At 68.1% G+C, this 22913-nt stretch carries 17 protein-coding genes; 7 read left to right on the top strand and 10 right to left on the bottom strand.

From position 1 onward, the window contains the following. Positions 1-9 precede the first annotated feature (9 nt). The 8 genes from K5L94_RS00535 to K5L94_RS00500 all read right to left on the bottom strand — a co-directional run bounded on the left by K5L94_RS00535 (position 10) and on the right by K5L94_RS00500 (position 8363). Positions 10-2079 carry a tetratricopeptide repeat protein gene (locus tag K5L94_RS00535; protein WP_053448443.1) on the bottom strand — a complete coding sequence of 690 codons (2070 nt, stop codon included), beginning with the start codon at positions 2077-2079 and terminating at the stop codon, positions 10-12. A 56-nt stretch (positions 2080-2135) separates the two neighbouring features. Then, positions 2136-3170 (bottom strand): YheT family hydrolase, encoded by a 1035-nt coding sequence (locus tag K5L94_RS00530; RefSeq protein WP_080357202.1) that lies wholly within the window; start codon positions 3168-3170, stop codon positions 2136-2138. Positions 3171-3177: 7 nt separating this feature from the next. Next, positions 3178-3969, bottom strand: coding sequence for a lysophospholipid acyltransferase family protein (locus K5L94_RS00525; RefSeq protein WP_053448442.1), 792 nt, complete (start codon positions 3967-3969; stop codon positions 3178-3180). A 120-nt stretch (positions 3970-4089) separates the two neighbouring features. Further along, positions 4090-4524, bottom strand: coding sequence for a hotdog fold thioesterase (locus K5L94_RS00520; RefSeq protein WP_004153521.1), 435 nt, complete (start codon positions 4522-4524; stop codon positions 4090-4092). 10 nt (positions 4525-4534) lie between these two features. Beyond that, positions 4535-6589 (bottom strand): phospholipase D family protein, encoded by a 2055-nt coding sequence (locus K5L94_RS00515; protein ID WP_053448441.1) that lies wholly within the window; start codon positions 6587-6589, stop codon positions 4535-4537. Further along, positions 6586-7203, bottom strand: coding sequence for a YceI family protein (locus K5L94_RS00510; protein WP_008266732.1), 618 nt, complete (start codon positions 7201-7203; stop codon positions 6586-6588). The genes K5L94_RS00515 and K5L94_RS00510 overlap by 4 nt, the downstream gene beginning before the upstream one ends. A gap of 4 nt (positions 7204-7207) precedes the next feature. Next, on the bottom strand, positions 7208-7684 hold the full coding sequence (locus K5L94_RS00505; RefSeq protein WP_008265580.1) for a SixA phosphatase family protein: 477 nt from the start codon (positions 7682-7684) through the stop codon (positions 7208-7210). Between the two features lie 49 nt (positions 7685-7733). Beyond that, the gene (locus K5L94_RS00500) at positions 7734-8363 is read right to left on the bottom strand and encodes a ParA family protein (protein WP_053448440.1); all 630 of its coding nucleotides are present in this window, start codon (positions 8361-8363) and stop codon (positions 7734-7736) included. A 123-nt stretch (positions 8364-8486) separates the two neighbouring features. Here K5L94_RS00500 and K5L94_RS00495 point away from each other — a divergent pair, with 123 nt between their 5' ends. Then, entirely contained in the window at positions 8487-9971 is a 1485-nt protein-coding gene (locus K5L94_RS00495; protein ID WP_040006739.1) for an AAA family ATPase, read from the top strand. Between the two features lie 651 nt (positions 9972-10622). On the opposite strand, the gene K5L94_RS00490 is transcribed toward K5L94_RS00495, so the two are convergent. Further along, the gene (locus K5L94_RS00490; protein WP_053448439.1) at positions 10623-11258 is read right to left on the bottom strand and encodes a hypothetical protein; all 636 of its coding nucleotides are present in this window, start codon (positions 11256-11258) and stop codon (positions 10623-10625) included. Positions 11259-11427: 169 nt separating this feature from the next. Here K5L94_RS00490 and K5L94_RS00485 point away from each other — a divergent pair, with 169 nt between their 5' ends. Then, on the top strand, positions 11428-15114 hold the full coding sequence (locus K5L94_RS00485; protein WP_053448438.1) for an indolepyruvate ferredoxin oxidoreductase family protein: 3687 nt from the start codon (positions 11428-11430) through the stop codon (positions 15112-15114). Positions 15115-15198: 84 nt separating this feature from the next. On the opposite strand, the gene K5L94_RS00480 is transcribed toward K5L94_RS00485, so the two are convergent. Further along, the gene (locus K5L94_RS00480; protein WP_053448437.1) at positions 15199-15813 is read right to left on the bottom strand and encodes a DUF938 domain-containing protein; all 615 of its coding nucleotides are present in this window, start codon (positions 15811-15813) and stop codon (positions 15199-15201) included. 740 nt (positions 15814-16553) lie between these two features. On the opposite strand from K5L94_RS00480, the gene K5L94_RS00475 reads away from it, so the two are divergent. Genes K5L94_RS00475 through K5L94_RS00455 form a run of 5 tightly spaced genes read left to right on the top strand, consistent with a single transcriptional unit; the run spans position 16554 to position 22913 of the window. Further along, complete coding sequence (locus K5L94_RS00475) at positions 16554-18185, top strand: TldD/PmbA family protein (RefSeq protein WP_274511578.1); 1632 nt, start codon at positions 16554-16556, stop codon at positions 18183-18185. Between the two features lie 30 nt (positions 18186-18215). Beyond that, positions 18216-19850: a TldD/PmbA family protein gene (locus K5L94_RS00470; protein WP_053448435.1), complete on the top strand. Its 1635-nt coding sequence runs from the start codon at positions 18216-18218 to the stop codon at positions 19848-19850. A gap of 21 nt (positions 19851-19871) precedes the next feature. Further along, complete coding sequence (locus K5L94_RS00465) at positions 19872-21206, top strand: TldD/PmbA family protein (RefSeq protein WP_019336350.1); 1335 nt, start codon at positions 19872-19874, stop codon at positions 21204-21206. Then, a complete protein-coding gene (locus K5L94_RS00460) occupies positions 21206-21913 on the top strand; it encodes a DUF4159 domain-containing protein (RefSeq protein ID WP_005421001.1) in 708 nt (235 codons plus the stop codon). Before K5L94_RS00465 ends, K5L94_RS00460 begins: the two co-directional genes overlap by 1 nt. 16 nt (positions 21914-21929) lie before the next feature. Next, positions 21930-22913 (top strand): AAA family ATPase, encoded by a 984-nt coding sequence (locus K5L94_RS00455; RefSeq protein WP_180878581.1) that lies wholly within the window; start codon positions 21930-21932, stop codon positions 22911-22913.

Raw genomic sequence — 22913 nt, 5'->3', positions numbered from 1 at the left:
GCACTCTCCTCACTCTTCCGGGTAACCCAGGCGCACCGCAACCGGGGTGAGCTGGGCAAAGGCGGCGCTCATCACGTCGCGGTAGTTGCGCCAGTGGCCCGGCGGCAGGCGCGGAGCGCCCAGCTGCGCAGCCGGCGGCATCGGCCGCTCGAACAGGCGGCCCAGCAGTTCGGCCATCGCATGCGGGTCGTTGCCGATCTGGTCGATGCGCAGCAGCACGTGCGGATACAGGTCTTCCTCGTGCAGCGTGGCGACCTGGGTCAGTGCGCGCGTCAGCCACTCGCTGGCTTCGGCCAGCGAGGTCATCGCCAGCGGTGCGGCGGCACCGTAGGCCACCCAGTCCAGCAGCATGTCGCGCGGATCACGCAGCACCAGCAGCAGGCGCCCCTGCGGCAACTGCGGGCGCAGCGCCCACAGCAGAGCGTTGTCCCACCACAGCAGCCAGTCGATCACGGTGTCGCTCTGCAGGCCACGCGCCGGCAGCTGTTCGCGCCAGCGCTGCACCAGCCGCTCCGGCGTCAGCACACCCGACGCCAGATCCTGCAGCGTGTTGAAGTTCTGGAAGGCGTCATCCGGTGGCGTGTTGGTGTAACGATCGCTGCGCAGCACCGGGCTGGCGGCAGCCAGGCCAGTCGCCACGCGCTCCACGCCCGAGCCGGGCGCGCCCCACAGGAAGATCGGTGCGGAACTGGCATCGCCATCGATGCTGCCCTTGTCCGGCCAGCTCGGTGGTGCCTTGGCCTGCGGCGGCAGCGGCAAGCGCTGCGGCGCCTGCTCGGCCTGCAGCGACATCCAGGTGCGCAGCGCTTCCTGCGGCTGCCCGGCGCGATCCTGGATCTCGCCCAGCCAGGTTCGCAGGTCGGCGCGGTGGGCCTCCGGTGCCTGCTCGATCAGCGCCTGCACGCGCGCGACCGCGGCGGCCGGGTCGCGCTGCAGCAGCCCTTCGACCAACCGGGTTTCGCCGCTGACGCGGCCCGGTTCCAGGCTGACGATGCGCTCGGCGATCGCCTCGGCCTGCGCGCGCTCGCCCACCATGTCGTGCAGGCGCAGGCGCGCTTCCAGCGCCGGCAGATGCGCCGGCATCGCCGCCATCCAGCGCTCGACGGCGGCCACTGCGCTTGCGCTGCCCACCTGCTCGATGGCCAGCCGCGCCAGCCACACGTCGTGCAGCTGGTCATGGGCTTCCAGCACCGCATCCAGGCGTGCGCGCGCTTCATCCTCGCGGCCCAGGCGCTGCCACGACATCAGCAGCAGCTGCAGCACCTGGCGGTCTTCCGGCTGGATGTCCAGCAACGGCAGCAGATGGTCCAGCGCCTGCAGCGGCTGGCTGTTGCGCAGCGCCAGTTCGCCGGCCAGGCGACGCATCGCCGGCACGTCCAGCTCCGGCTGCTGCAGGGCGACCTGCGCGGCTTCGGCCGCAGCCGGCACGTTGCCCTGGCGCAGCGCCAGCTGCACCACCAGGCCGTGCAACGAGGACAGTGACGGGTTCAGTTCCAGCACGCGGCGGAACGACTGCTCGGCGAATGCCAGCATGTCCTTGCCCAGATAGGCGAAGCCCAGTGCGTACAGCACGCGGGTATCGTCCGGCAGCGCCTTGCTGGCGGCCGACAGCAGTGCCAGCGCGCGGTCGGCATCGCCACGGCGCAGCGCGACCATGCCGTCGATGGTCAGTAGTTCCGGATGCTCCGGTTCCACGCGCCCGGCCAGGGTCGACAGGCGCTGGGCTTCGTCGAAGTCGTTGCGGCCGATCGCCAGGTGCGCCTGCATCAGGTAGGCGGAGAAGGCGTTCGGATCGAGGCCAGTGGTACGCAGCAGCGCCTCGTCGGCGCCTTCGAACTGGCGCAGTGCCAGCAGCAGGCCGGCGTGCTGCAGGTGCAGCTGGGCGTCGTCCGGGGCCAGCCGCAGCGCCTGCTGCAATGCCTCCATCGCGGCTTCGGCGTTGCCCTGCTGCTGCAGCGCAAGCGCCAGCCAGCGGTGGGCATCGGCCAGGCCGGGTTCGTCACGGGTCCACGCCTGGGCCAGCTGCACGGCCTGGTCGGCCTGGTTCTGGCGCAACGCTTGGATGATCTGGTCTTGCATGGCAGTCCGCTTCAAGTGCAAACCGGCATTGTAGCGGGCTGCGTGCCGCTGCCGGTTCAGGCCTGCAGGACCCGCTGCAGGCGTTGCGCGACCCAGCGCTCGGAGAAGCCATCGCCCCGCCAGTTCTCGATGAAGCCGCAGTGGCCGCCCCAGCAGGCGGTTTCCAGGTGCGCCTGGCGCGGCAGCTGCCAGTCATTGAAGGTCGTATACGGAATGACCGGATCATCCTGCGCCATCAGGATATCGGCCGGCACCTGCAGCGTGGACAGGCGGTCGCCGGCAATCGAGTAGCCGTCGAAGTACGCCTGCAGCGAGCCGAAGCTGGTGTGGCGCTCGACCAGCCAGGCGGTCAGTGCGCGGATGTCCAGCTTCAGCACGCGGTCGTCGCAGTCGCTCAGCTCGGGGAACAGGTCGCGCTTGCGGCGCAGCGAACCGGCCCACTTGCGGCGGAAGTACCAGTCGTACATCGCCGGGCCGTTCTCGATGCTTTCCATGGTCAGTGCCGGGTCCAGCACCGGGCAGACCGAGGCCACGCGCTGCAGCGGCACGCCGGCGGCCGGCGCGCGCAGGGCCAGGCGCAGCACGAAGTTGCCACCCAGCGAGTAGCCGGCGGCCACCAGCGGCAGCTGCGGCCAGCGCTGGGCGATATCGCCCGCAGCATGCACCACTTCATCGATCAGGTTGGAGTGGAAGATGCCGCGGTTGAGATGATGGGTGTTGCCATGGTCGCGGAAGTTCAGCCGCACCACGTCGAAGCCCTGTTCCAGCATGCGCGCGGCGGCCATGCGCATGTAGCTGGATTCGGCACTGCCTTCCCAGCCGTGCAGCAGCAACGCCATGCCTTTGGGTTCGCGGCCTTCGACATGGCTGTGCCAGCCCTGCAGGCGCACTCCGTCGCCACCGTCGAGAATCAGTTCCTCGCTGACCGCACCCGTGGCCGCCAGCAACAGCAGGCCGCGCTGCAGGCGCATGCGGCTGGAGCTGAGCATCGACTGCAGGTGCGGATTGCGCAGCCAGCGCGGCGGCTGGTAGTCAGCCGCGTGCAGCGTCGGCGTGCCGGCGTCCAGTACTGGTGGCGGGATCAGGGCCACCGTGCGCTCACCCGGTGCTCATGGCCGCCACGATGCGCGCGCGCGAAGTCTCCGCGATGCGCCGACGGCCTTCCAGGTCCTGCGCACCGATCGGTGCCAGGAAGTGCACTTCCGCACGTCGCGCCGGCTCACCGAGCAGGCGCAGGAAATTGGCGAAGAAGCTCTCGCCGGGGCCGAACGCGACGATGGTCTGTGCGTCGCCCTTCACTCCGTAGACCAGTGCCACCGGCTGCACCGGCACGCCGGTCTCGACCGCGGCCTGGAAGATGCGGGCATGGAACGGCCCCACTTCGTGGCCGCCGCGGGTGCGTCCTTCCGGGAACACGCCCACCGCCTTGCCTTCGCGCAGGCGGTCGGCCATCACCTGCATCACCCCACCGAGCGATTCGGTGTTGCCGCGCTGGTGGAAGATGGTCTGGCCACGCGCGGCCAGCCAACCGACCAGCGGCCAGCTGGCGATCTCGCGCTTGGCGACGAAGCCCATCATGCGCTGGCTGTGCAGGATGCAGATGTCGACCCAGCTGACGTGGTTGGCGACGAACAGCACCGCGCCGGGCAGCGGCTGGCCGATCTGCGCCAGGCGGAAGCCGAAGATCCACATCAGCCCGCCCTGCCACCAGTTGACCACCTTGGCGCCGAAGGTGGCGTCGCCCACGCGCAGTTCGCCCCACGGGGGCAGCATGCCGATCAGGATGAGCGGCAGGAACACGATGATGTGGACCAACAGCAGCGGTACGCGGTACAGGTAACGGCACACACGCGCCACGCCGCCACGGGGGGCCGGAGTGGGGGAAGTCATCCGCGCACGATACCGGAGGGCCGTCATCGCTGCCAGCCGATTTAGGCCATAACACCGATCGACCGGGGCAATCGGCGGGGAACGCTGGGTTCCGCCGCCGTCAACGCGCCTGCCAGGGGCTCAGCCGTGGCCGGCGGCCACCACCGCCAGGGTCAGCCGCGAGATGCATACCAGGCGGCCCTGCTCGTCCTCGATGCGGATCTCCCACAGCTGGGTGCTGCGGCCCACGTGCAGCGCGCGGGCAGTGCCGGTGACCGTGCCCGAGCGGACCGCACGCACGTGGTTGGCGTTGATCTCCAGGCCCACGCAGATCTGCTTGCCGGTCTCCACGCACAGGTTGCCGGCGCTGCTGCCCAGGGTCTCGGCCAGCACCACCGAGGCGCCGCCGTGCAGGATGCCGTAGGGCTGGCGGGTGCGTTCATCCACCGGCATGGTGGCCTGCAGCCAGTCCTCGCCGGCCGCACTGAAGACGATGCCCAGGGATTCAATCGCCGTGCTGCGGCTGAGCGCGTTGAGCTGCTCGATGGAAACGGCTTCGCGGAATACCTGGGCCATGCGGGTACCTTCAGAGGATGGGAACGAGGCCGGCGCCGAATGCGGTCAGCATGCGCACCAGCAGCCACTTGGGGCCGACGTTGACTTCGGGGAAGTCGCCGACGGCGACGTAGCAGGTGTGGAAGGCCGGGTCCTGCCGCGGCAGCGGCTGCGGGCACTCCGGGCCGGGCTTGAATTCGTAGTCGGTGGCATAGCGCCAGGGCCAGAAATCGAGGATCGGCAGCGCTTCGGACGCCTTGCCGACGCTGTAGTTCAGGCCCGACAGCACCGGCGGCTTGGCCCGTGGCGCCACCGTCCAGGAGTTCTGCGGATGGGTATCGCGCAGGATGCTCTGGGCCAGCTGCTCGGCAAACACCGGGTCATCGATGATCACCGCGCCTTCGGTGTTGTAGTTCTCGCTGCGCGGATCGAAGTTGTGGGTGCCGACCACCCCGATACGGCGGTCGACCACCAGCGACTTCGCATGCAGGCCCATGCGCGCGCCCTTGCGGGTGACCGGCAGCGGCTTGTTGACCGCCTTGCTGCCGAGGAACGACGGTCGCGTCTCGGTACGCAGCAGCCGCGTTTCCACTTCGCTGCCGGCGGCGCGGCGGCGTTCCCTCGCATTCTGGTAGGCGCTGCCGGTGCGCGGGTGGTTCACCACGGCCTGTTGCTTGCTGGCCGGTAGCGTGCGCCCGGTGCTGCCCCCTCCGGCATTGCTGCCGGCGGCACTGCCGCCGAGCAACGGATTGCGCCCGCCATCGTCCTCGCCGTCGGGTGCGGTGATCGGGTCGGGCAGCAGGTTGCGGTAGTCGACCGGCGCATCCAGCGGGAACGGCTTGTATTCGAAGATGTTGAAGCCCAGTTCGCGCATGTTGCGCCGCTTGTACTTGTACGACAGCGCATACACGATCGGGTTGTCGGTGGCCGCCAGGCTGTTGCTGGACACCACCACGCGCGGGGGCTGCGGGCGCTTGCGCAGCTCGCGGAACAGTTTCTGCGCCGGCTTTGACAGCACCAGGTAGGGCGTCTGCAGGATCACTTCCTTCTGCGCGCTGGCAATCAGTGCATCCAGCTGCGGTTCGGTCACGTGCTGGCCGGCCAGCGGCGCGTCGGGCTGCTCGCGGCGGTGCTTGCGCGGCAGGTCGGCCACGTAGCGCACCGAAGCCACCGGCAGCGCGGTATCGACGAAGGAACGGGTGACGAACTCGTTGTCGTTGGCCTCGGCGCTGACCCGCTGCACCCGTTCCGGGCGGCGGAAGGTGGCCGGCGGCAGGGTCGGCACGCCCTCGCGCAGCAGGGTGCGGCCGACGTCGTTCAGGCGTTCGGCCGGCACGCTGCGGTGGGCGCGCCAGAACGCATCGAAGTTGGCCGCCATCGCACGTGCTTCCGGGCCGGCGATCAGCACGTCGCGGTCGCGGAAGTTGTACTCGCGGTCCCAGTCGTAATAGTCGTCCTGGTAGTTGCGGCCGCCGACCACGCCGATCGCATCGTCGATCACCAGCAGCTTGTTGTGCATGCGCTGGTTGAAACGGCGGAAGCAGCACAGCACGCTGCCGGCGTAGTCGAAGTAGTTCAGCCGGGCTTTGCCGAAGGTCGGGTTGTAGACCCGCAGCTGGAAGTTCTGGTGCGCACCGGACAACGCACCGAGGATCTGCAGGTCGGAGATCGCCGAGAGCTGGTCGATCAGCACCCGCACCTTCACCCCGCGGCGCGATGCGGCCAGCAGCTCGTCGATGACCAGCCGGGCGCTGTCGTCCTTGTCGAAGATGTAGGTCTGAAGGTCGATGCTGCGGGTGGCGCTGCGCAGCAGGTTCAGGCGCGCCACCAGGGCACCTTCGCCTTCATCCAGCAGGGTCGCGTAATGCCGCGGCCGCTCCGGGGTGGATTCGGTGAACGCGCGGCCGGCCAGCGCCCGCAGCGGCGAGTCCTGTGCGCAGCGGTCGGCACGCTGGCAATCGACCACGGCCGAGCGCGCCTGCACGGCGATCGCTTCGGCACGGTCGCGCTCGGCATGCGAGAGCGATGCACAACCACTGCCCAGCAACACGGTTGCCAGCGCCAGTACACGCAGCAGGAGGTTCACGGTTTCGGCGCCTCGCTCAGGCGCGCACGCAATACGAAGGTCACTCGGTCACTCAAGGCAAGCTGCCAGCTATCCATGCCATACCGGCCTCGCTGCACGGTACCGCGGCTGACGACGTCGCAATCATAGCCGGGTCGGGCGCACTCCGCCTTCTCGACCTTCAGTTTCTCCGGGTGGCTGATCCCGCGCAGGGTCAGGCGGCCATCAATGTCGCCCCCGTTTTCCACGGTCTCCGGCCAGTACGGCAGCGAGTCGAACTCGACCACCGGATGACGGCCGGCATCGAAGAATTCCTCGCCCCGCATCCAGCCGGTATAGCGCGCCTTGCCCGGGATCTCGACCGAGCGCGTGAACATCTTCAGGTGCACCTGGTGCCGGCCATCGGAAAGGATCTCGATGCGGCCCTCGAAGTGCGGGAACACGCCTTCGATGCGTTGCCCGAACCGGGTGCGCACCTCGAAGCCGATCTGCGAACGCACGGTATCCAGGCGCAGCATGCGCGGGGCTTCGGCCGCCACCGGCGGCAACGGGGTCGGCGGCGGCACCACGGCCCAGGCCGGGCCCAGTGCCAGCAGCGCGGGCAGCAGCAAGCGGCCGCGCCGCGCCAGGCTCATCGGATCACGGCCACCAGAACGCGTTCAGGCTGGCCACGCCCGGTTCAATCGCAGACTCACGCGGGAAGCCGAGCACGGCGATGCCGGCCGGCGGCATGCCGCGGTAGTCGCTGCTGCTGCCCTCGGTCATCAATGCCACCAGGCGCTCCAGGCCCGGGTTGTGGCCGACGATCAGCACCCGGTCGAGGTCACGGCGATCATCCACCAGAGCCGCCAGGGTGCCGGGGGTCGCTTCGTAGATGCGGTCTTCCAGGCGCTTCTCGACGTAGCCGATGGTGCCAAGCACGGCTTCCAGGGTCTCGCGGGTACGCCGCGCCGGCGAGCACAGCACGCAGTCCGGCAGCAGGTTGTTTTCCTTCAGCCACTTGCCGGCGGCTTCGGCTTCGGCCAGCCCCACCGGCGACAGCGGCCGGTCGAGGTCGGCCTGGCCGGGGGTGGCCGGTTCGGCATGGGCATGGCGCAGCAGGATCAGTTCACGCATCGCGGGTTTCCATGAAGAAGAGGATGCATCAGGAAAAGTGACGCCGATATCAAAGTTTCAGCCACGACAGCAGGGGCTCCCAATCGGCCTGGTGTTCGCGCACCTGGGCCGAGCGGTAGTCGAACAGGCTGCGGCCGAGGCCGGTCATGACCACGTAGCTCTGGCTGTCACGCAGCTGCGCGACCACCGGGTAGGGCCATTCGGCCAGCATCTGCAGGGCCTGCTGCGAAGTCTGGGTCCAGGGCTTGGTACGGTTCAGGACCAGGCCGACCGGCAGCTTGCGGCTGTGCACCCGCGGGTTCTGGGCCAGGCTGTTGAGGAAACCGACGATGGCCTCGATGTCCAGCGCCGAAGGCAGCACCGGCACCACCACCGCGTCGGCAGCGTCAAGGAAATGGGGGATATCGTCGGCCAATGCCCCCGCAGGCGCATCGATGATGACGGTTTCGGTGCCGTCGGGCAGCTTCTGCGCCCAGTGCTTCTTGCGATGCACGTCGATGGGAAGCACCGCGCTTTCCAGCCCGGCACGCCGTTGCGCCCAGCGGGTGCTGGAGCCCTGCGGGTCGGCATCGGCGATCACCGTGGCCTTGCCCTGCAATGCCGCGTACGCGGCCAGGTGGGTGGCGACGGTGGTCTTGCCCACCCCGCCCTTGGAACCGGCCACCAGGATCGTCTTCATGCCAGCCTCGCTTCCGGGTACGTGCCCCGAGCGTACACCGGCGGTGGTGACGGGAGGTAGCGCCGCGCTGAACCTGTACCGCTTGGCTTTGCTATCGTGGCGCCCCCGAAGGATCGAACCGGCATGAGCGAGCTGCAGGACCTGAGCGCACTGATCCGCGCCAATACCCCCCTGATCGTGATCGAAACCCAGGACGAGGGCCGCATCGTCGAGCTGTTCCGGCAGACGCTGATGCACGTGTGGCGGGCGCTGCACCGCTGGTCGATCACCGAGGGCCTGCGCCGCATCGACCTGGACAGCGAAGACCCGCCGGTCGGTCCCCCCGATGCCAGCGCAGCCCTGCAGATGATCCGCCAGGCGGATCAGCGCGGGGTCTACCTGCTGCTCGATTTCCACCCCTACCTGGGCTATGCCAGCCACCAGCGCGCGCTGCGCGACCTGATCCAGCGCCGCCACAGCGAGCCGCACGTCCTGGTGCTGATCGGTGCGAAGGTGGAACTGCCGGCCGAGCTGGAAGCGCTGGCGGTGCGCTTCAACCCGCGCCTGCCCGATGCCAATGCGCTGTTGAAGATGCTGCGCGAGGAGGCCGACGCCTATGCACGCGAGCACGGCGGACGCCGCGTGGAAGTCGACAGCGAAGCGGTGAAGAAGATCCTGAAGAACCTGCAGGGCCTGAGCCTGGTGGATGCCCGGCGCATCGCGCGCCAGCTGATCTACGCCGACGGCGCGCTGCGCGACGACGACCTGCCGCAGCTGGCACGGCTGAAGTTCGAGCTGCTCAACCGCAGCGGGCACCTGTTCTTCGAGCATGACAGCGCGCGCTTCGGCGACGTGGCCGGGGCCAACCGGCTCAAGCGCTGGATCAACCAGCGGCGGGTGGCGTTCATCGCCGGCTCGGCACCGGCCGGGCTGGACCCGCCGCGCGGCATGCTGCTGCTGGGCGTGCAGGGCTGCGGGAAGTCGATGCTGGCCAAGGCCACCGCCGCCGGTTTCGGCGTGCCGCTGCTGCGCCTGGACGTGGGCGCGCTGTACAACAAGTACCACGGCGAGACCGAGGCCAACCTGCGCCAGGCGCTGGCCTCGGCCGAACAGCTGGCACCGTGCGTGCTGTGGATGGACGAGATCGAGAAGGGGCTGGCAACCGGTGGCGAGGACGGCGGCGTGTCGCGCCGCGTGCTTGGCTACCTGCTGACCTGGATGGCCGAGCGCAAGGCGCCGGTGTTCATCGTCGCCACCGCCAACCAGGTGCACGAGCTGCCGGCCGAACTGCTGCGCAAGGGCCGTTTCGACGAAATCTTCTTCGTCGACCTGCCCACCCCGGATGTCCGTGTGGAACTGCTGCGACTGCACCTGGGCCGGCGCCAGCTCAACGCCGATGACTTCGCACTGCCGGCGCTGGCCGCGGCGGCGAACGGTTTTTCCGGTGCCGAGATCGAACAGGCGATCGTGGCCGGCCTGTATGCAGCGCATGCGGAAAGCCGGCCGCTCGACACCGAGCTGCTGATGACCGAGATCCGTGCCACGCGGCCGCTGTCGGTGCTGATGGCCGAGCAGGTGGAGGCGCTGCGGGCGTGGGCGTCAGGGCGGACGGTTTCCGCGGACGACTGAGGGGTTTACCGCGAACGGCGCAGCCCCTCGTGGCGGGTTGGCCGTGAACATCAAAAGCCGCGCCTGGCCGGGCGGGGTGGGTTCGCGGGGGACGCCGTGAACCCCCTCCGGGGCCCGGCCCAGCCGCTGGCGGCTGTGCGTTCGGGCGCTCGCGAAGCAGTGCTTCGCAAGCAAAGCGCCCTCACCCCTGGGGGCTTGGCCGCGGCATCCATGCCGCGGACACCCCCGCGAACCCACCCCGCCCGTCCTCTGACAATTTCCGAGTGCGTCCGCCACGGAAAAGAAAAAAGAAGGTCAAAAGCAAAGCCGGTTGGCTGGCCGCCTCTTGTAGAGCCGAGCCCACGCTCGGCTGCATTTCGATCAGATATCGAATAATCGATTCCGATGCAGATTCACCCACGCATGGCGTGGATACCGTGTCGACCAAGGTCGACACCTACCAGCAGCAGGGAGCTGTCAGAGGCGGGGCGGTGTGGGCAGGCAGGACCGTTGGCGCCATGGATGGCGCCATCGAGCCCCCATGGATGGGTTTACGGCGTGTCCTGCCTGCCTGCACCGCCCCGCCTCCCTCGGTAAGTCCGCTGTTGCTTTGGCTTTGGCTCTGGCCCTTGCCTCTGCGGGTGCCGGGTGCAACCCGGCCGAACCCCTTCCTCAGGGCCAGGCTGGCGGCGCGGCCGCCCACGCCTGCTGCACCTCTGCCAGCGACGCACGCTCATCCTCGCGCCAGTGCGGCAACAACTGCGCAAACTGGGCCGTGCTGCTCCACTGCGACGGCTCGGTCCGCACCGCCGCCGCATACCACTGCACCGCCTCCTGCTTCTGCCCCGAGCGCCACAGCGCCAACGCATAGGTCGGCGGCACCCAGCTGGGCTTCGTGCGCGCATTGCCCGCCGAGGCCAGCCACTGTTCCAGCGCCGCTTCCGGCTTGCCCTGGCGAAGCAGGTCCCAGCCGTAGTTCCAACGCACGCTGCGGCCACTGCTGCTCTGGGCCGGCGCCTCTTTCATGGCCTCGCCATACAACTGCTCGGCCAGCTCGCCACGGCCCTGTGCACCGGCCACCATCGCCAGCTGCACCGTGGCTTCAACGGCACGCCTGCCGCGTTCACGCAGCTTCAGCAGCTGGGCGACCAGCTCATCGCCCTCGCCCTGCACCGCCACCATCGGCGCGGCGGCCGGATCGCTGTCGAAGTAGAACTCCTGGGGGGCCGGCAACGCCGGCGCCGCCCACGCTGTGGCCGCTCCCGAGGCCAGCAGAACGCTGGCCAGGATCTTTCCTGGAACTGACATCCCTTCTCCCCAGGCTGCAACCGCAGCCTCCCTCTCTCTGCCCGATCCTAACCCCAGCAGCGGCGCGGGCGCGAGTGCCGGGGGCATTACGGGCGCGCTGCTACAATCCGCGCCTTTCCCGCCGCGTGCCCGCACGCGGCCGGTGCCAGCCGATCCTACCGGGCCAGCCATGACCAGTACCGCGCAACTCACTTCGCCCTCTTCCGCCGACCTGATCGACCGTGACTACACGCTCGACCACAAGTACACCCGCAACGAGGGGCGGATCTACCTGAGTGGCGTGCAGGCACTGGTGCGGTTGCCGCTGATGCAGCGCCTGCGCGATGCCGCCGAAGGCATCGACAGCGCGGGCTTCGTCAGCGGCTACCGTGGCAGCCCGCTGGGGGGCTTCGACCTGGAACTGTGGCGCGCGCGCAAGCACCTGGAAGCGGCCAGGGTGAAGTTCACCCCCGGCCTCAACGAGGATCTGGGCGCCACCATGGTCTGGGGCACCCAGCAGACCAACCTGTTCCCCGGCGCCAACGTGCAGGGCGTGTTCGGCATGTGGTACGGCAAGGGCCCCGGCGTGGACCGCTGCGGCGACGTGTTCAAGCACGCCAACGCCGCCGGCACCTCGCGTTACGGCGGCGTGCTGGCGCTGGCTGCCGATGACCATGCCTGCCGCAGTTCGACCCTGCCGCATGGCAGCGAGGACGAGTTCGTCAGCGCGATGATGCCGGTGCTGAACCCGGCCGGCGTGCAGGACATCCTCGACATGGGCCTGCTCGGTTGGGCGATGAGCCGCTATACCGGCCGCTGGGTCGGCTTCAAGACCATCGCCGAAACGGTGGAATCGTCGGCCTCGGTCGAGGTCGATCCGCTGGCCCGCCGCATCGTGCTGCCCGAAGACTTCGACATGCCCGGCGGCGGCCTCAACATCCGCTGGCCGGACCCGCCGCTGGACCAGGAAATGCGCCTGCATCGCTATGCGGTGAAGGCGGCGCAGGCCTTTGCCCGCGCCAACGGCATCGACAAGGTGGTGATGGATGCACCGCGCGCGCGGCTGGGCATCGTCACCACCGGCAAGAGCTACCTGGACGTGCTGCAGGCGCTGGAATACCTGGGCCTGGACGAAGCAGCATGCGCCGACATCGGCATCCGCGTGTACAAGGTCGGCATGACCTGGCCGCTGGAACCGGAGGGCATCGCCCGCTTCGCGCAGGGCCTGGAAGACATCATCGTGGTGGAGGAGAAGCGTGCCTTCATCGAGCGCCAGATGAAGGAGCAGTTCTTCAACTGGCCGGCCAGCTGGGGCCAGCGCCCGTCCATCGTCGGCAAGTACGACGAGAGCGGTGAATGGATCCTGCCGTCCACCGGTGAACTGACGCCGGCCACCATCGCCGGCGTGATCGGCCGCCGCATCCAGAAGTTCTTCAACAACGACTCGATCGAACAGCGCCTGCAGTGGATGCAGGAAAAGGAAGCCGAGCTTGCGTTGCCGCGCGCCAGCTTCCCGCGCGTGCCGCACTACTGCTCGGGCTGCCCGCACAACACCTCCACCCAGGTGCCGGAAGGTTCGCGTGCGCTGGCCGGCATCGGTTGCCATTACATGGTGACCTGGATGGACCGCAGCACCGACACCTTCACCCACATGGGCGGCGAAGGCGTGACCTGGGCCGGGCAGGCGCCGTTCACCGATACGCCGCACGTGTTCCAGAACCTGGGCGACGGTACCTATTTCCACAGTGGTTCGCTGGCGATCCGCCAGGCGGTCGCCGCCGGCGTCAACATCACCTACAAGATCCTCTACAACGATGCGGTGGCGATGACCGGCGGCCAGCCGGTGGACGGCCCGCTGAGCGTGCCGGACATCGCAAGGCAGATGCGCGCCGAAGGCATCCACACCATCGTGGTGCTGTCGGACAACATCGGCAAGTGGACCGGCCAGCGCGAGCACTTCCCCAGCGATGTCGAGTTCCATGACCGCAGCGAACTGGATGCCGTGCAGAAGCGCCTGCGCGAAGTGAAGGGTGTCTCCATCCTGATCTATGAGCAGACCTGCGCCACCGAGAAGCGCCGTCGTCGCAAGCGCGGCAAGCTGGAAGACCCGCAGAAGCGGGTGATGATCAATTCGCTGGTCTGCGAAGGCTGCGGCGACTGCGGCAAGAAGAGTTTCTGCGTGTCGGTGCTGCCGAAGGAAACCGAATTCGGGCGCAAGCGCGAGATCGACCAGTCCAACTGCAACAAGGACTATTCGTGCGTGAACGGCTTCTGCCCGAGCTTCGTCACCGTGCACGGTGGCCAGCCGCGCAAGGGCAGCAAGCGCGATGCCTCCACGCTGCTGGACAACCTGCCGGCACCGGTGGTGCGCGGTACGCTGGAACAGCCCTGGAACATCCTGATCACCGGCGTCGGCGGTACCGGCGTGGTGACCATCGGCGCGCTGCTGGGCATGGCCGGCCACCTGGAAGGCAAGGGCGCGACCGTGCTCGACCAGACCGGCCTGGCACAGAAGGGCGGCGCGGTGACCACGCACATCCGCATCGCGCGCCGGCCGGACGACATCCACGCCGTGCGCATCGCCGCCGGTGAGGCCGACCTGGTGCTGGGCTGCGACATGGTGGTGGTCAACGACTACTGGGCACTGTCGAAGGTGCGCGCCGGCCGTTCGCAGGTGGTGCTGAACACCTACGAGGCGATGCCGGGCACCTTCACCACCCGCCCGGACATGCAGTTCCCCGCCGCCGACATCGTCGCCGGTGTGCGCGTGGCGCTGGGTGGCCAGGAACCGCTGCTGCTCGATGCCACCCAGCTGGCCACCGCGCTGCTGGGCGATGCCATCGCCGCCAACCTGTTCATCCTCGGCTATGCCTGGCAGCAGGGCCTGGTGCCGCTGTCGTTCGACTCGCTGATGCGTGCCATCGAACTCAACGGCGCCGCCGTGGCAATGAACCAGCAGGCCTTCGCCTGGGGCCGCCTGGCCGTGGTCGACCCGCAGGCCGTGCAGCAGGCGGCTGGCCTGGTGCGCAACCGCCACACCGATACCGAATCGACCCCGGGCCCGCTGCATCCGCTGCCGCCGGGCGAATGGGAGGGCAACGAATGGGGTGCCACCGCCGCACCGCGCAACACCGGCGACGAGCGCGAACTGCGGGGCCTGCCCTCGCACGGTGGCGATGTGGCGTTCCTGCCGCTGGACGACGCGCGCCTGTCGCGCTCACTGGATGAAATGATCGAGCGCCGCGCCGCGTTCCTGGTCGAGTACCAGGACGCAGCCTACGCCAACCGCTATCGCGATCTGGTGTCGCGCGTGCGCGCCGCCGAAGCCGAGCGCATCGGCGGCTCCACCGCGCTGACCGAGACCGTCGCCCGTTACCTGTTCAAGCTGATGGCATACAAGGACGAATACGAAGTGGCGCGCCTGTACACCAGCGGCGACTTCCAGCGCCGCCTGCAGCAGCAGTTCGAGGGCGACTACCAGCTGCGCTTCCACCTGGCGCCGCCGCTGTTCGCCAGGAAGGACGAGCAGGGCCGGCTGCTGAAGAAGGAATACGGCCCGTGGATGTTCAAGGCGTTCGGCCTGCTGGCGAAGCTGAAATTCCTGCGTGGCGGCCGCTTCGATGTGTTCGGGCGCACTGAAGAGCGCCGCATGGAGCGCAAGCTGATCGGTGACTACGAGGCGACCGTGCAGGTGCTGCTGGACGGCCTGGAAGACGGCCGCCTGGCCCTGGCGGTGGAGATCGCCAGCATTCCCGAGCACATCCGCGGCTATGGCCACGTCAAGGAAGCGCACTTCGCGCAGGCCAAGGCGCGAGAGGCTGCCCTGCTGGCGCAGTGGCGCAATCCGAAGGCGCTGCACATCGTGCAGGTGGCGTAACGCCGCGAAACAGGTAGTGCCGGCCGCTGGCCGGCATCCATCCAGGCAACAGGTTGCCGGCCAGCGGCCGGCACTACCGCCGGTTTACCCCAGCCGCCACAGCAGCAGGCGGTTGTTGGCCGGCATCGCCACATCGCCCAGTCGGGTGAACCCGTTGTCGGCAGCAAGCGCCTGCACCGCTTCGCTATCGCGGATGCCGCTGCGCGGATCACGCGCTTTCAGCCAGGCATCGAACTGCGCATTGCTGTCACTGGTGTAGCGGCCGCCATAGTTGAACGGGCCGTACACCGCCAGCAGCGCGCCGTGGCGCAGCACCGGTGGCAGCGCGGAGAACAGCGCCTGCACGTGTTCCCAGCCCATGATGTGCAGCGTGTTGGCGCTGAACGCGGCGTCGAATGTGCTGCCCTGCGGCAAACTCAGGCCGGGTGCCGGCGGCAGTTCCACCTGCAGCGCCAGCGGCGGCAACAGGTTCAGCAAGGCCGCTTCGGCGCGCCATGCCTCGATGCCAGGCAGGTGGTCGGGATGATCACTGGGCTGCCAGCGCAGCCACGGCCAGCGCTCGGCAAAGAACGCGGCGTGCTGGCCGGTGCCGCTGCCGATCTCCAGCAGCCGGTGGCGGTCGCCCATCCACGGGTCGAGTGCGGTGGCGATCGGTTCGCGGTTGCGCTCGCAGGCTTCTGAATACGGCTTGCTCGACATCAGGACGGTGTCCAGGCGGGGTCGGCTCCATTGTGCACGAGGGGGGATGACTGAGCAGGGCTGCGCCCTGCACCTGCTCAGAGCCAGAGCCGGAGCCGGAGCCGGAGCCGGAGCCGGAGCCGGAGCAACAGCAAAGGCAGAAGCGGGCTTCCTGTGGGATGGCGGGATGGGTCCGGTTGCGGGGGACGCCGTAAACCCCCCTCCGGGGTCCGGCCCAGCCGCTGGCGGCTGTGCGTTCGGGCGCTTGCGAAGCAGTGCTTCGCAAGCAAAGCGCCCTCACCCTTGGGGGCTTGGCCGCGGCATCCATGCCGCGGACACCCCCGCAACCGGACCCATCCCGCCTTCGACAATTTCCGGAGATCTGTCAGATCTCATTCGATTCATTTCGATATCTGACAGATGTGTCGACCAAGGTCGACACCTACCAACAGCACAGGGAATCTGTCAGAGGCGGGGCGGTGTCGGAGTGCGGGGTGTCAGCCGCATGGATGCGGCTGCCAAGCCTACACGGACGTACTTGCGGCGTCCCCGCACTCCGACACCGCCCCGCCACCCCTCGGAATGCCAGCTTTTGACGTTGGCGTTGATTCGGCGGGTGCAGGGCTGCAAGCCCTGCCGAAACCCTCCCCAACCATGACTGCAGTCACTTGCCCGGACGTGCTGCGCTGGCGAAAGTCGAGGGGTTGACGTGATCGGCTCGGCCTGTTGCCGGCCGCACGCAAGCGAGAGAGAGAAACGCTGTGCAACGACGTGAGTTCCTGGCTGTTTCCGGTCTGGGCCTGGCCGGCCTGCTGCTGCCGCATTCCCGAGCCATCGCTGCCGAGCAGCTGCTGGCCCCGGTCGATACCGCCCAGCGCCGGCGCCTGGCCGAGGTCGCCCTGGCCACCGCGCGCAACGCCAAGGCCAGCTACTGCGACGTCCGCATCGGCCGCTACCTCAACCAGTCGGTCATCACCCGCGAGCACCAGGTCGGCAATGTCACCAACCGCGAGTCGTCCGGCGTGGGCGTGCGGGTGATCGTCAACGGTGCCTGGGGGTTCGCCGCCACCCATCAACAGACCGAGGCGGCGGTACGCGCGGCGGTCGAGCAGGCCGCTGCGATTGCCCGCGCCAACGCCAGCATCCAGACCCGTCCGGTGCAGCTGGCACCGACGCCGTCGGTGGGTGAGGTGCGCTGGCAGACGCCGATCCGCCGCAATGCCATGCAAGTGCCGATCCAGGACAAGGTCGAGCTGCTGCTGGCGCTCAACGCCGCCGCGCTGAATGCGGGTGCCGACTACATCAATTCCACGTTGTTCCTGGTCAACGAACAGAAGTACTTCGCCTCCAGCGATGGCTCGTTCATCGACCAGGACATCCACCGCATCTGGCTGCCGTTCACCGCCACCGCCATCGACAAGGCCAGCGGCAAATTCCGCACCCGCGCCGGCCTGTCCTCGCCGATGGGCATGGGCTACGAGTTCCTCGAGGGTGATGCGCGCGGCAAGGTCCAGCTGCCCGGTGGCATCACCGCCTACCGCGATTCCTACGACCCGGTCGAGGACGCCATCGCCGCTGCCCGCCACGCACGCGAGAAACTGAAGGCGCCGTCGGTGAAGCCCGGCAAGTACGACCTGGTGCTGGACCCGTCCAACCTGTTCCTGACCATCCACGAGAACGTCGGCCACCCGCTGGAGCTGGACCGCGTGCTCGGCTACGAAGCCAACTACGCCGGCACCAGCTTCGCCACGCTGGACAAGCGCGATGCAGGGTTCCGCTGGGGCAGCGACATCGTCACCTTCTTCGCCGACAAGACCCAGCCGGGCAGCCTCGGCGCGGTCGGCTATGACGACGAAGGGGTGAAGACCCAGCGCTGGGACCTGGTGCGCGACGGCATCCTGGTCGATTACCAGGCCACCCGCGATGAAGCTCATATCCTCGGCCGCGACGCATCGCACGGCTGCAGCTATGCCGATTCCTGGGCCAGCGTGCAGTTCCAGCGCATGGCCAATGTCTCGCTGGCGCCGGGCAAGCAGCCGCTCAGCGTCGAGGACATGATCAAGGACGTGGAGAACGGCATCTGGATCCACGGCCGCGGTTCGTATTCGATCGACCAGCAGCGCTACAACGCGCAGTTCGGCGGCCAGCTGTACTACCAGATCAAGGACGGAAAGATCGCCGGCATGGTCGAGGACGCGGCTTACCAGATCCGCACGCCGGAGTTCTGGAACGCCTGCACCGCCATCTGCGATGAACGCGATTTCCGCCTGGGTGGTTCGTTCTTCGATGGCAAAGGCCAGCCCGGCCAGGTCTCGGCGGTTTCGCACGGTTCGTCCACCACCCGCTTCAACGGCATCAACATCATCAACACCGCGCGCAGTCTCGGCGCTTGAGCCACCCATCCTTCGACATGGAGAGCAGCCTTGCAAAGACGTGACTTCCTGGCCCTGACCGGGCTTACCGCGGGCGGGCTGATCGTGCCCTCCTTCTTCGGCAAGGTGATCGCCGCCGAGCAGCTGCAGTCCAGCCTCGACCCGGCGTTGAAGAAACGCCTGGCCGACGCCGCCCTGCAGGCCGCGCGCAGTGCCGGTGCCACCTACTGCGACGTGCGCATCGGCCGCTACCTGCGCCAGTTCGTGATCACCCGCGAGGACAAGGTGCAGAACGTGGTGAACACCGAGTCCACCGGCGTGGGCATCCGCGTGATCGTCAACGGTGCCTGGGGCTTCGCCGCCACCAATGCGCTGGGCACCGCCGACGTGGCCAGGGCCGCGCAGCAGGCGGCAGCGATCGCCAAGGCCAATGCCGGCGTGCAGACCGCACCGGTGCAGCTGGCCAAGGCGCCGGGCGTGGGCGAGGTGAGCTGGCGCACGCCGATCCGCAAGAACGCCATGGAGGTGCCGATCAAGGACAAGGTCGACCTGCTGCTGGATGTCAACGCCGCCGCGATGGGCGCCGGTGCCAGCTTCGTCAATTCGATGCTGTTCCTGGTCAACGAGCAGAAGTACTTCGCCTCCACCGATGGCTCCTACATCGACCAGGACGTGCATCGCATCTGGGCACCGATGACGATCACCGCGATCGACAAGGCCAGCGGCAAGTTCCGTACCCGCGAGGGCCTGTCCTCGCCGATGGGCCTGGGCTACGAGTACCTCGATGGCGCCGCCGCCGGCAAGGTGGTCAGCCCGAACGGCGTGGTCAACTACAGCACCTCCTATGACATGAAGGAGGACGCCATCGCCGCCGCCAAACAGGCGCAGGAGAAGCTGAAGGCACCGTCGGTGAAGCCGGGCAAGTACGACCTGGTGCTCGACCCGTCGCACACCTGGCTGACCATCCACGAGTCGATCGGCCACCCGCTGGAACTGGACCGCGTGCTCGGCTACGAAGCCAACTATGCCGGCACCAGCTTCGCCACCCTGGACAAGCGCGAACAGCACTTCCAGTACGGCAGCGAGCACGTCAACATCTTCGCCGACAAGACCCAGCCGGGCAGCCTCGGCGCGGTGGCGTACGACGATGAAGGCGTGAAGTGCAAGCGCTGGGACCTGATCAGCAACGGCAAGCTGGTGGACTACCAGACCATCCGCGACCAGGCCCACATCCTCGGCAAGACCGAGTCCGACGGCTGCTGCTATGCCGACTCGTGGTCCAGCGTGCAGTTCCAGCGCATGGCCAACGTGTCGATGGCGCCGGGCAAGCAGCCGCTGAGCGTGCCGGACCTGATCAAGGACGTGGAGAACGGCATCTACATCATCGGCGACGGCTCGTTCTCGATCGACCAGCAGCGCTACAACGCGCAGTTCGGCGGCCAGCTGTTCTACGAGATCAAGAACGGCCAGATCACCCGCATGCTGGAGGACGTGGCCTACCAGATCCGCACGCCGGAATTCTGGAATGCCTGCACTGCCGTGGCCGACGAGCGCGACTACCGCCTGGGCGGTTCGTTCTTCGACGGCAAGGGCCAGCCGGGCCAGGTCTCGGCGGTCTCGCACGGTTCGTCGACCGCGCGCTTCAACGGCATCAACGTCATCAACACCGCACGCAGCCTCGGCTGACCGGTCAGGAGCCCTTACACCATGAGTATCTTCACCGAAGCCCAGGCCAAGGCCATCCTCGACAAGGTCATCGCCCTGTCCAAGGCCGATGAGTGCACTGCCGTGCTGGCCGGCGCGATCAGCGGCAACATCCGTTTCGCGCTGAACAATGTGTCCACCAGTGGCATCGTCGACAACACCGAGCTGGCGGTCACCGTTGCCTTCGGCAAGCGCGTCGGCACCGCCTCGATCAACGAATTCGACGATGCCGCGCTGGAACGGGTGGTGCGCCGTGCCGAAGACCTGGCGCGCCTGGCCCCGGAGAACCCGGAGTTCATGCCGGCCATCGGCAAGCAGAGCTACCGCGCCAGCCCGACCTTCAGCGAATCCACCGCGGCGATCGACCCGGCGTTCCGTGCCAAGGTTGCCGCCGATTCGATCGCACCGTGCCGCGGGCATGGTCTGATTGCCGCCGGCTTCCTCGAGGATGGCCAGGGCTTCCAGGCCACCGCCAACAGCAACGGCAACTTTGCCTACCAGCGCACCACCAACTTCGACTACACCTGCACGGTGCGCACCGAAGATGGCCGTGGTTCGGGCTGGGTCGGCCGCAACCTGAAGGACGCAGCGGACTTCAAGGCCGACCAGGACATCCGCATCGCCATGCGCAAGGCTACCGAATCGGCCGAAGCCAAGGCGCTGGAGCCGGGCAAGTACACGGTGATCCTGGAACCGGCTGCGGCCGCGGGCCTGATCAGCTTCATGATGAACTTCTTCAGCGCCCGCTCGGCCGATGAAGGCCGCAGCTTCCTGTCGAAGAAGGGCGGTGGCAACAAGCTGGGCGAGCAGGTCTACGACCCGCGCGTGACCATGATCGCCGACCCATGGCATCCGGATGCACCGGTGCTGCCGTGGGATGGCGAAGGCATGCCGCGCGAGCGCATGGCGATCATCGAGAACGGCAAGATCGCCAACCTGGACTACTCGCGCTTCTGGGCACAGAAGCAGGGCAAGACCGCCAAGGCCACCCCGGGCAACCTGCTGATGAGCGGTGGTGACAAGAGCACCGCCGAACTGGTGCGTGGCACCCAGAAGGGCATCCTGGTCACCCGCACCTGGTACATCCGCATGGTCGATCCGCAGACCGTACTGCTGACCGGCCTGACCCGCGACGGTACCTTCTACATCGAGAACGGCCAGATCAAGCACCCGGTGAAGAACTTCCGCTTCAACGAGTCGCCGGTGATCATGCTCAACAACATCGAAGAGCTGGGCAAGCCGGTGCGCGTGGCCGGCGATGAATCCAGCTACGTGATGATGATCCCGCCGATGAAGCTGCGCGATTTCACCTTCACCTCGCTGTCCGACGCGGTCTGATGGATCGCCGGGCCTGCCTGCGCTGGTTGGCCGCTGCCGCTTCGGCGGCGGCGCTGCCGGCCTGGGCGCAGGCAGGCCCGCGCAGTTCGCGCTACGACTTCTGGTTCACCCGCCTGCAGTACGACTCCGGTGACTGGGACGTGGACGCGCGCATGCCGTCCAACCTGATCACCTCGCTGATCGACTACACCTCGCTGCGCGTGGACCCGCAGGAGCACGTGGTGGCACTGGCCGACCCGCGCATGCTGGAAGCGCCGTTCTGCTACCTGGCCGGGCACACGCTGGTCGAGTTCAACGCCGCCGAGCGGCAGAACTTCGTGCGCTACGTGCGCAATGGCGGCTTCGTGTTCGTCGACGACTGCAACCACGACATCGATGGCCTGTTCGCCACCTCGTTCGAGGCGCAGATGGGCCGCCTGTTCGGGCCGAAGGCATTGCAGAAGCTGCCCAACAGCCACGCGCTGTACCGCAGTTTCTTCCGCTTCCCGGACGGCCCGCCCGCCACCAGCTTCGAGCTCAACGGCTGGGGCGATGACCTGGTGCACGACTACCTGAAGGGCATCGAGGTCGATGGCCGCCTGGGCCTGCTCTACAGCAACAAGGATTACGGCTGCGAGTGGGACTACGACTGGCGCAACAAGCGTTTCCTGGCCGAAGACAACACCCGCTTCGGCGTCAACATCGTGATGTACGCGCTGAACAACTGACAGGACCTGCACGCCCATGACCACCCCCGACCTCGATTCCCTGCTGCCGCGCCTGGATGCGCTGCGCGGCGCCCTGGCCCGTGCCGTGGTCGGCCAGCACAGCGTGGTCGAACAGCTGCTGATCGGCCTGCTGGCCGGCGGCCATTGCCTGCTGGAAGGTGCGCCAGGCCTCGGCAAGACCCTGCTGGTGCGCTCGCTGGGGCAGGCACTGGAGCTGCAGTTCCGGCGCGTGCAGTTCACGCCCGATCTGATGCCCAGCGACATCCTCGGCACCGAACTGCTGGAAGAAGACCACGGCACCGGCCATCGCCATTTCCGCTTCCAGCAGGGCCCGATCTTCACCCACCTGCTGCTGGCCGACGAACTCAACCGCACCCCGCCCAAGACCCAGGCCGCGCTGCTGGAGGCGATGCAGGAACGCACGGTCAGCTACGCCGGCACCACCTACGCATTGCCTGCGCCGTTCTTCGTGCTGGCCACGCAGAACCCGATCGAGCAGGCCGGCACCTACCCGCTGCCGGAAGCGCAGCTGGACCGCTTCCTGCTGCACGTGCTGGTGGATTACCCCAGCGAGGACGAGGAACGCCAGATCCTGGAGCAGACCACCGGCGGCGCCACCGACGCAGTACCGAAGGTGATGGACGCCGAGGCGGTGATCACGTTGCAGGCCGCGGTGCGCCAGGTGCATGTCAGCCCCGACGTGCTGGCCTGGATCACCCGCCTGGTGCGCGCCAGCCGGCCCGGCGATGGCGCGCCGGCCGCGATCAACCAGTGGGTGAAATGGGGTGCCGGCCCGCGTGCCGGGCAGTCACTGGTGCTGGCGGCGAAAGCGCGCGCATTGCTGCAGGGCCGCTTCGCTGCCACCCGCGAGGATGTGCAGGCACTGGCCGCACCGGTGATGCGCCACCGCCTGCTGCTGTCGTTCGCCGCCGAGGCCGAGCAGAAGCGTGCCGACGACGTGGTCGCCGCCCTGCTGCAGGCCGTGCCGTTCCCGGGTTGA

The organism is Stenotrophomonas forensis, assembly GCF_028752115.1.
Lineage (GTDB): Bacteria > Pseudomonadota > Gammaproteobacteria > Xanthomonadales > Xanthomonadaceae > Stenotrophomonas > Stenotrophomonas forensis.
The sequence above is the reverse complement of the archived record's forward strand: the minus strand, read 5'-3'. Positions and strand labels throughout refer to the sequence as shown.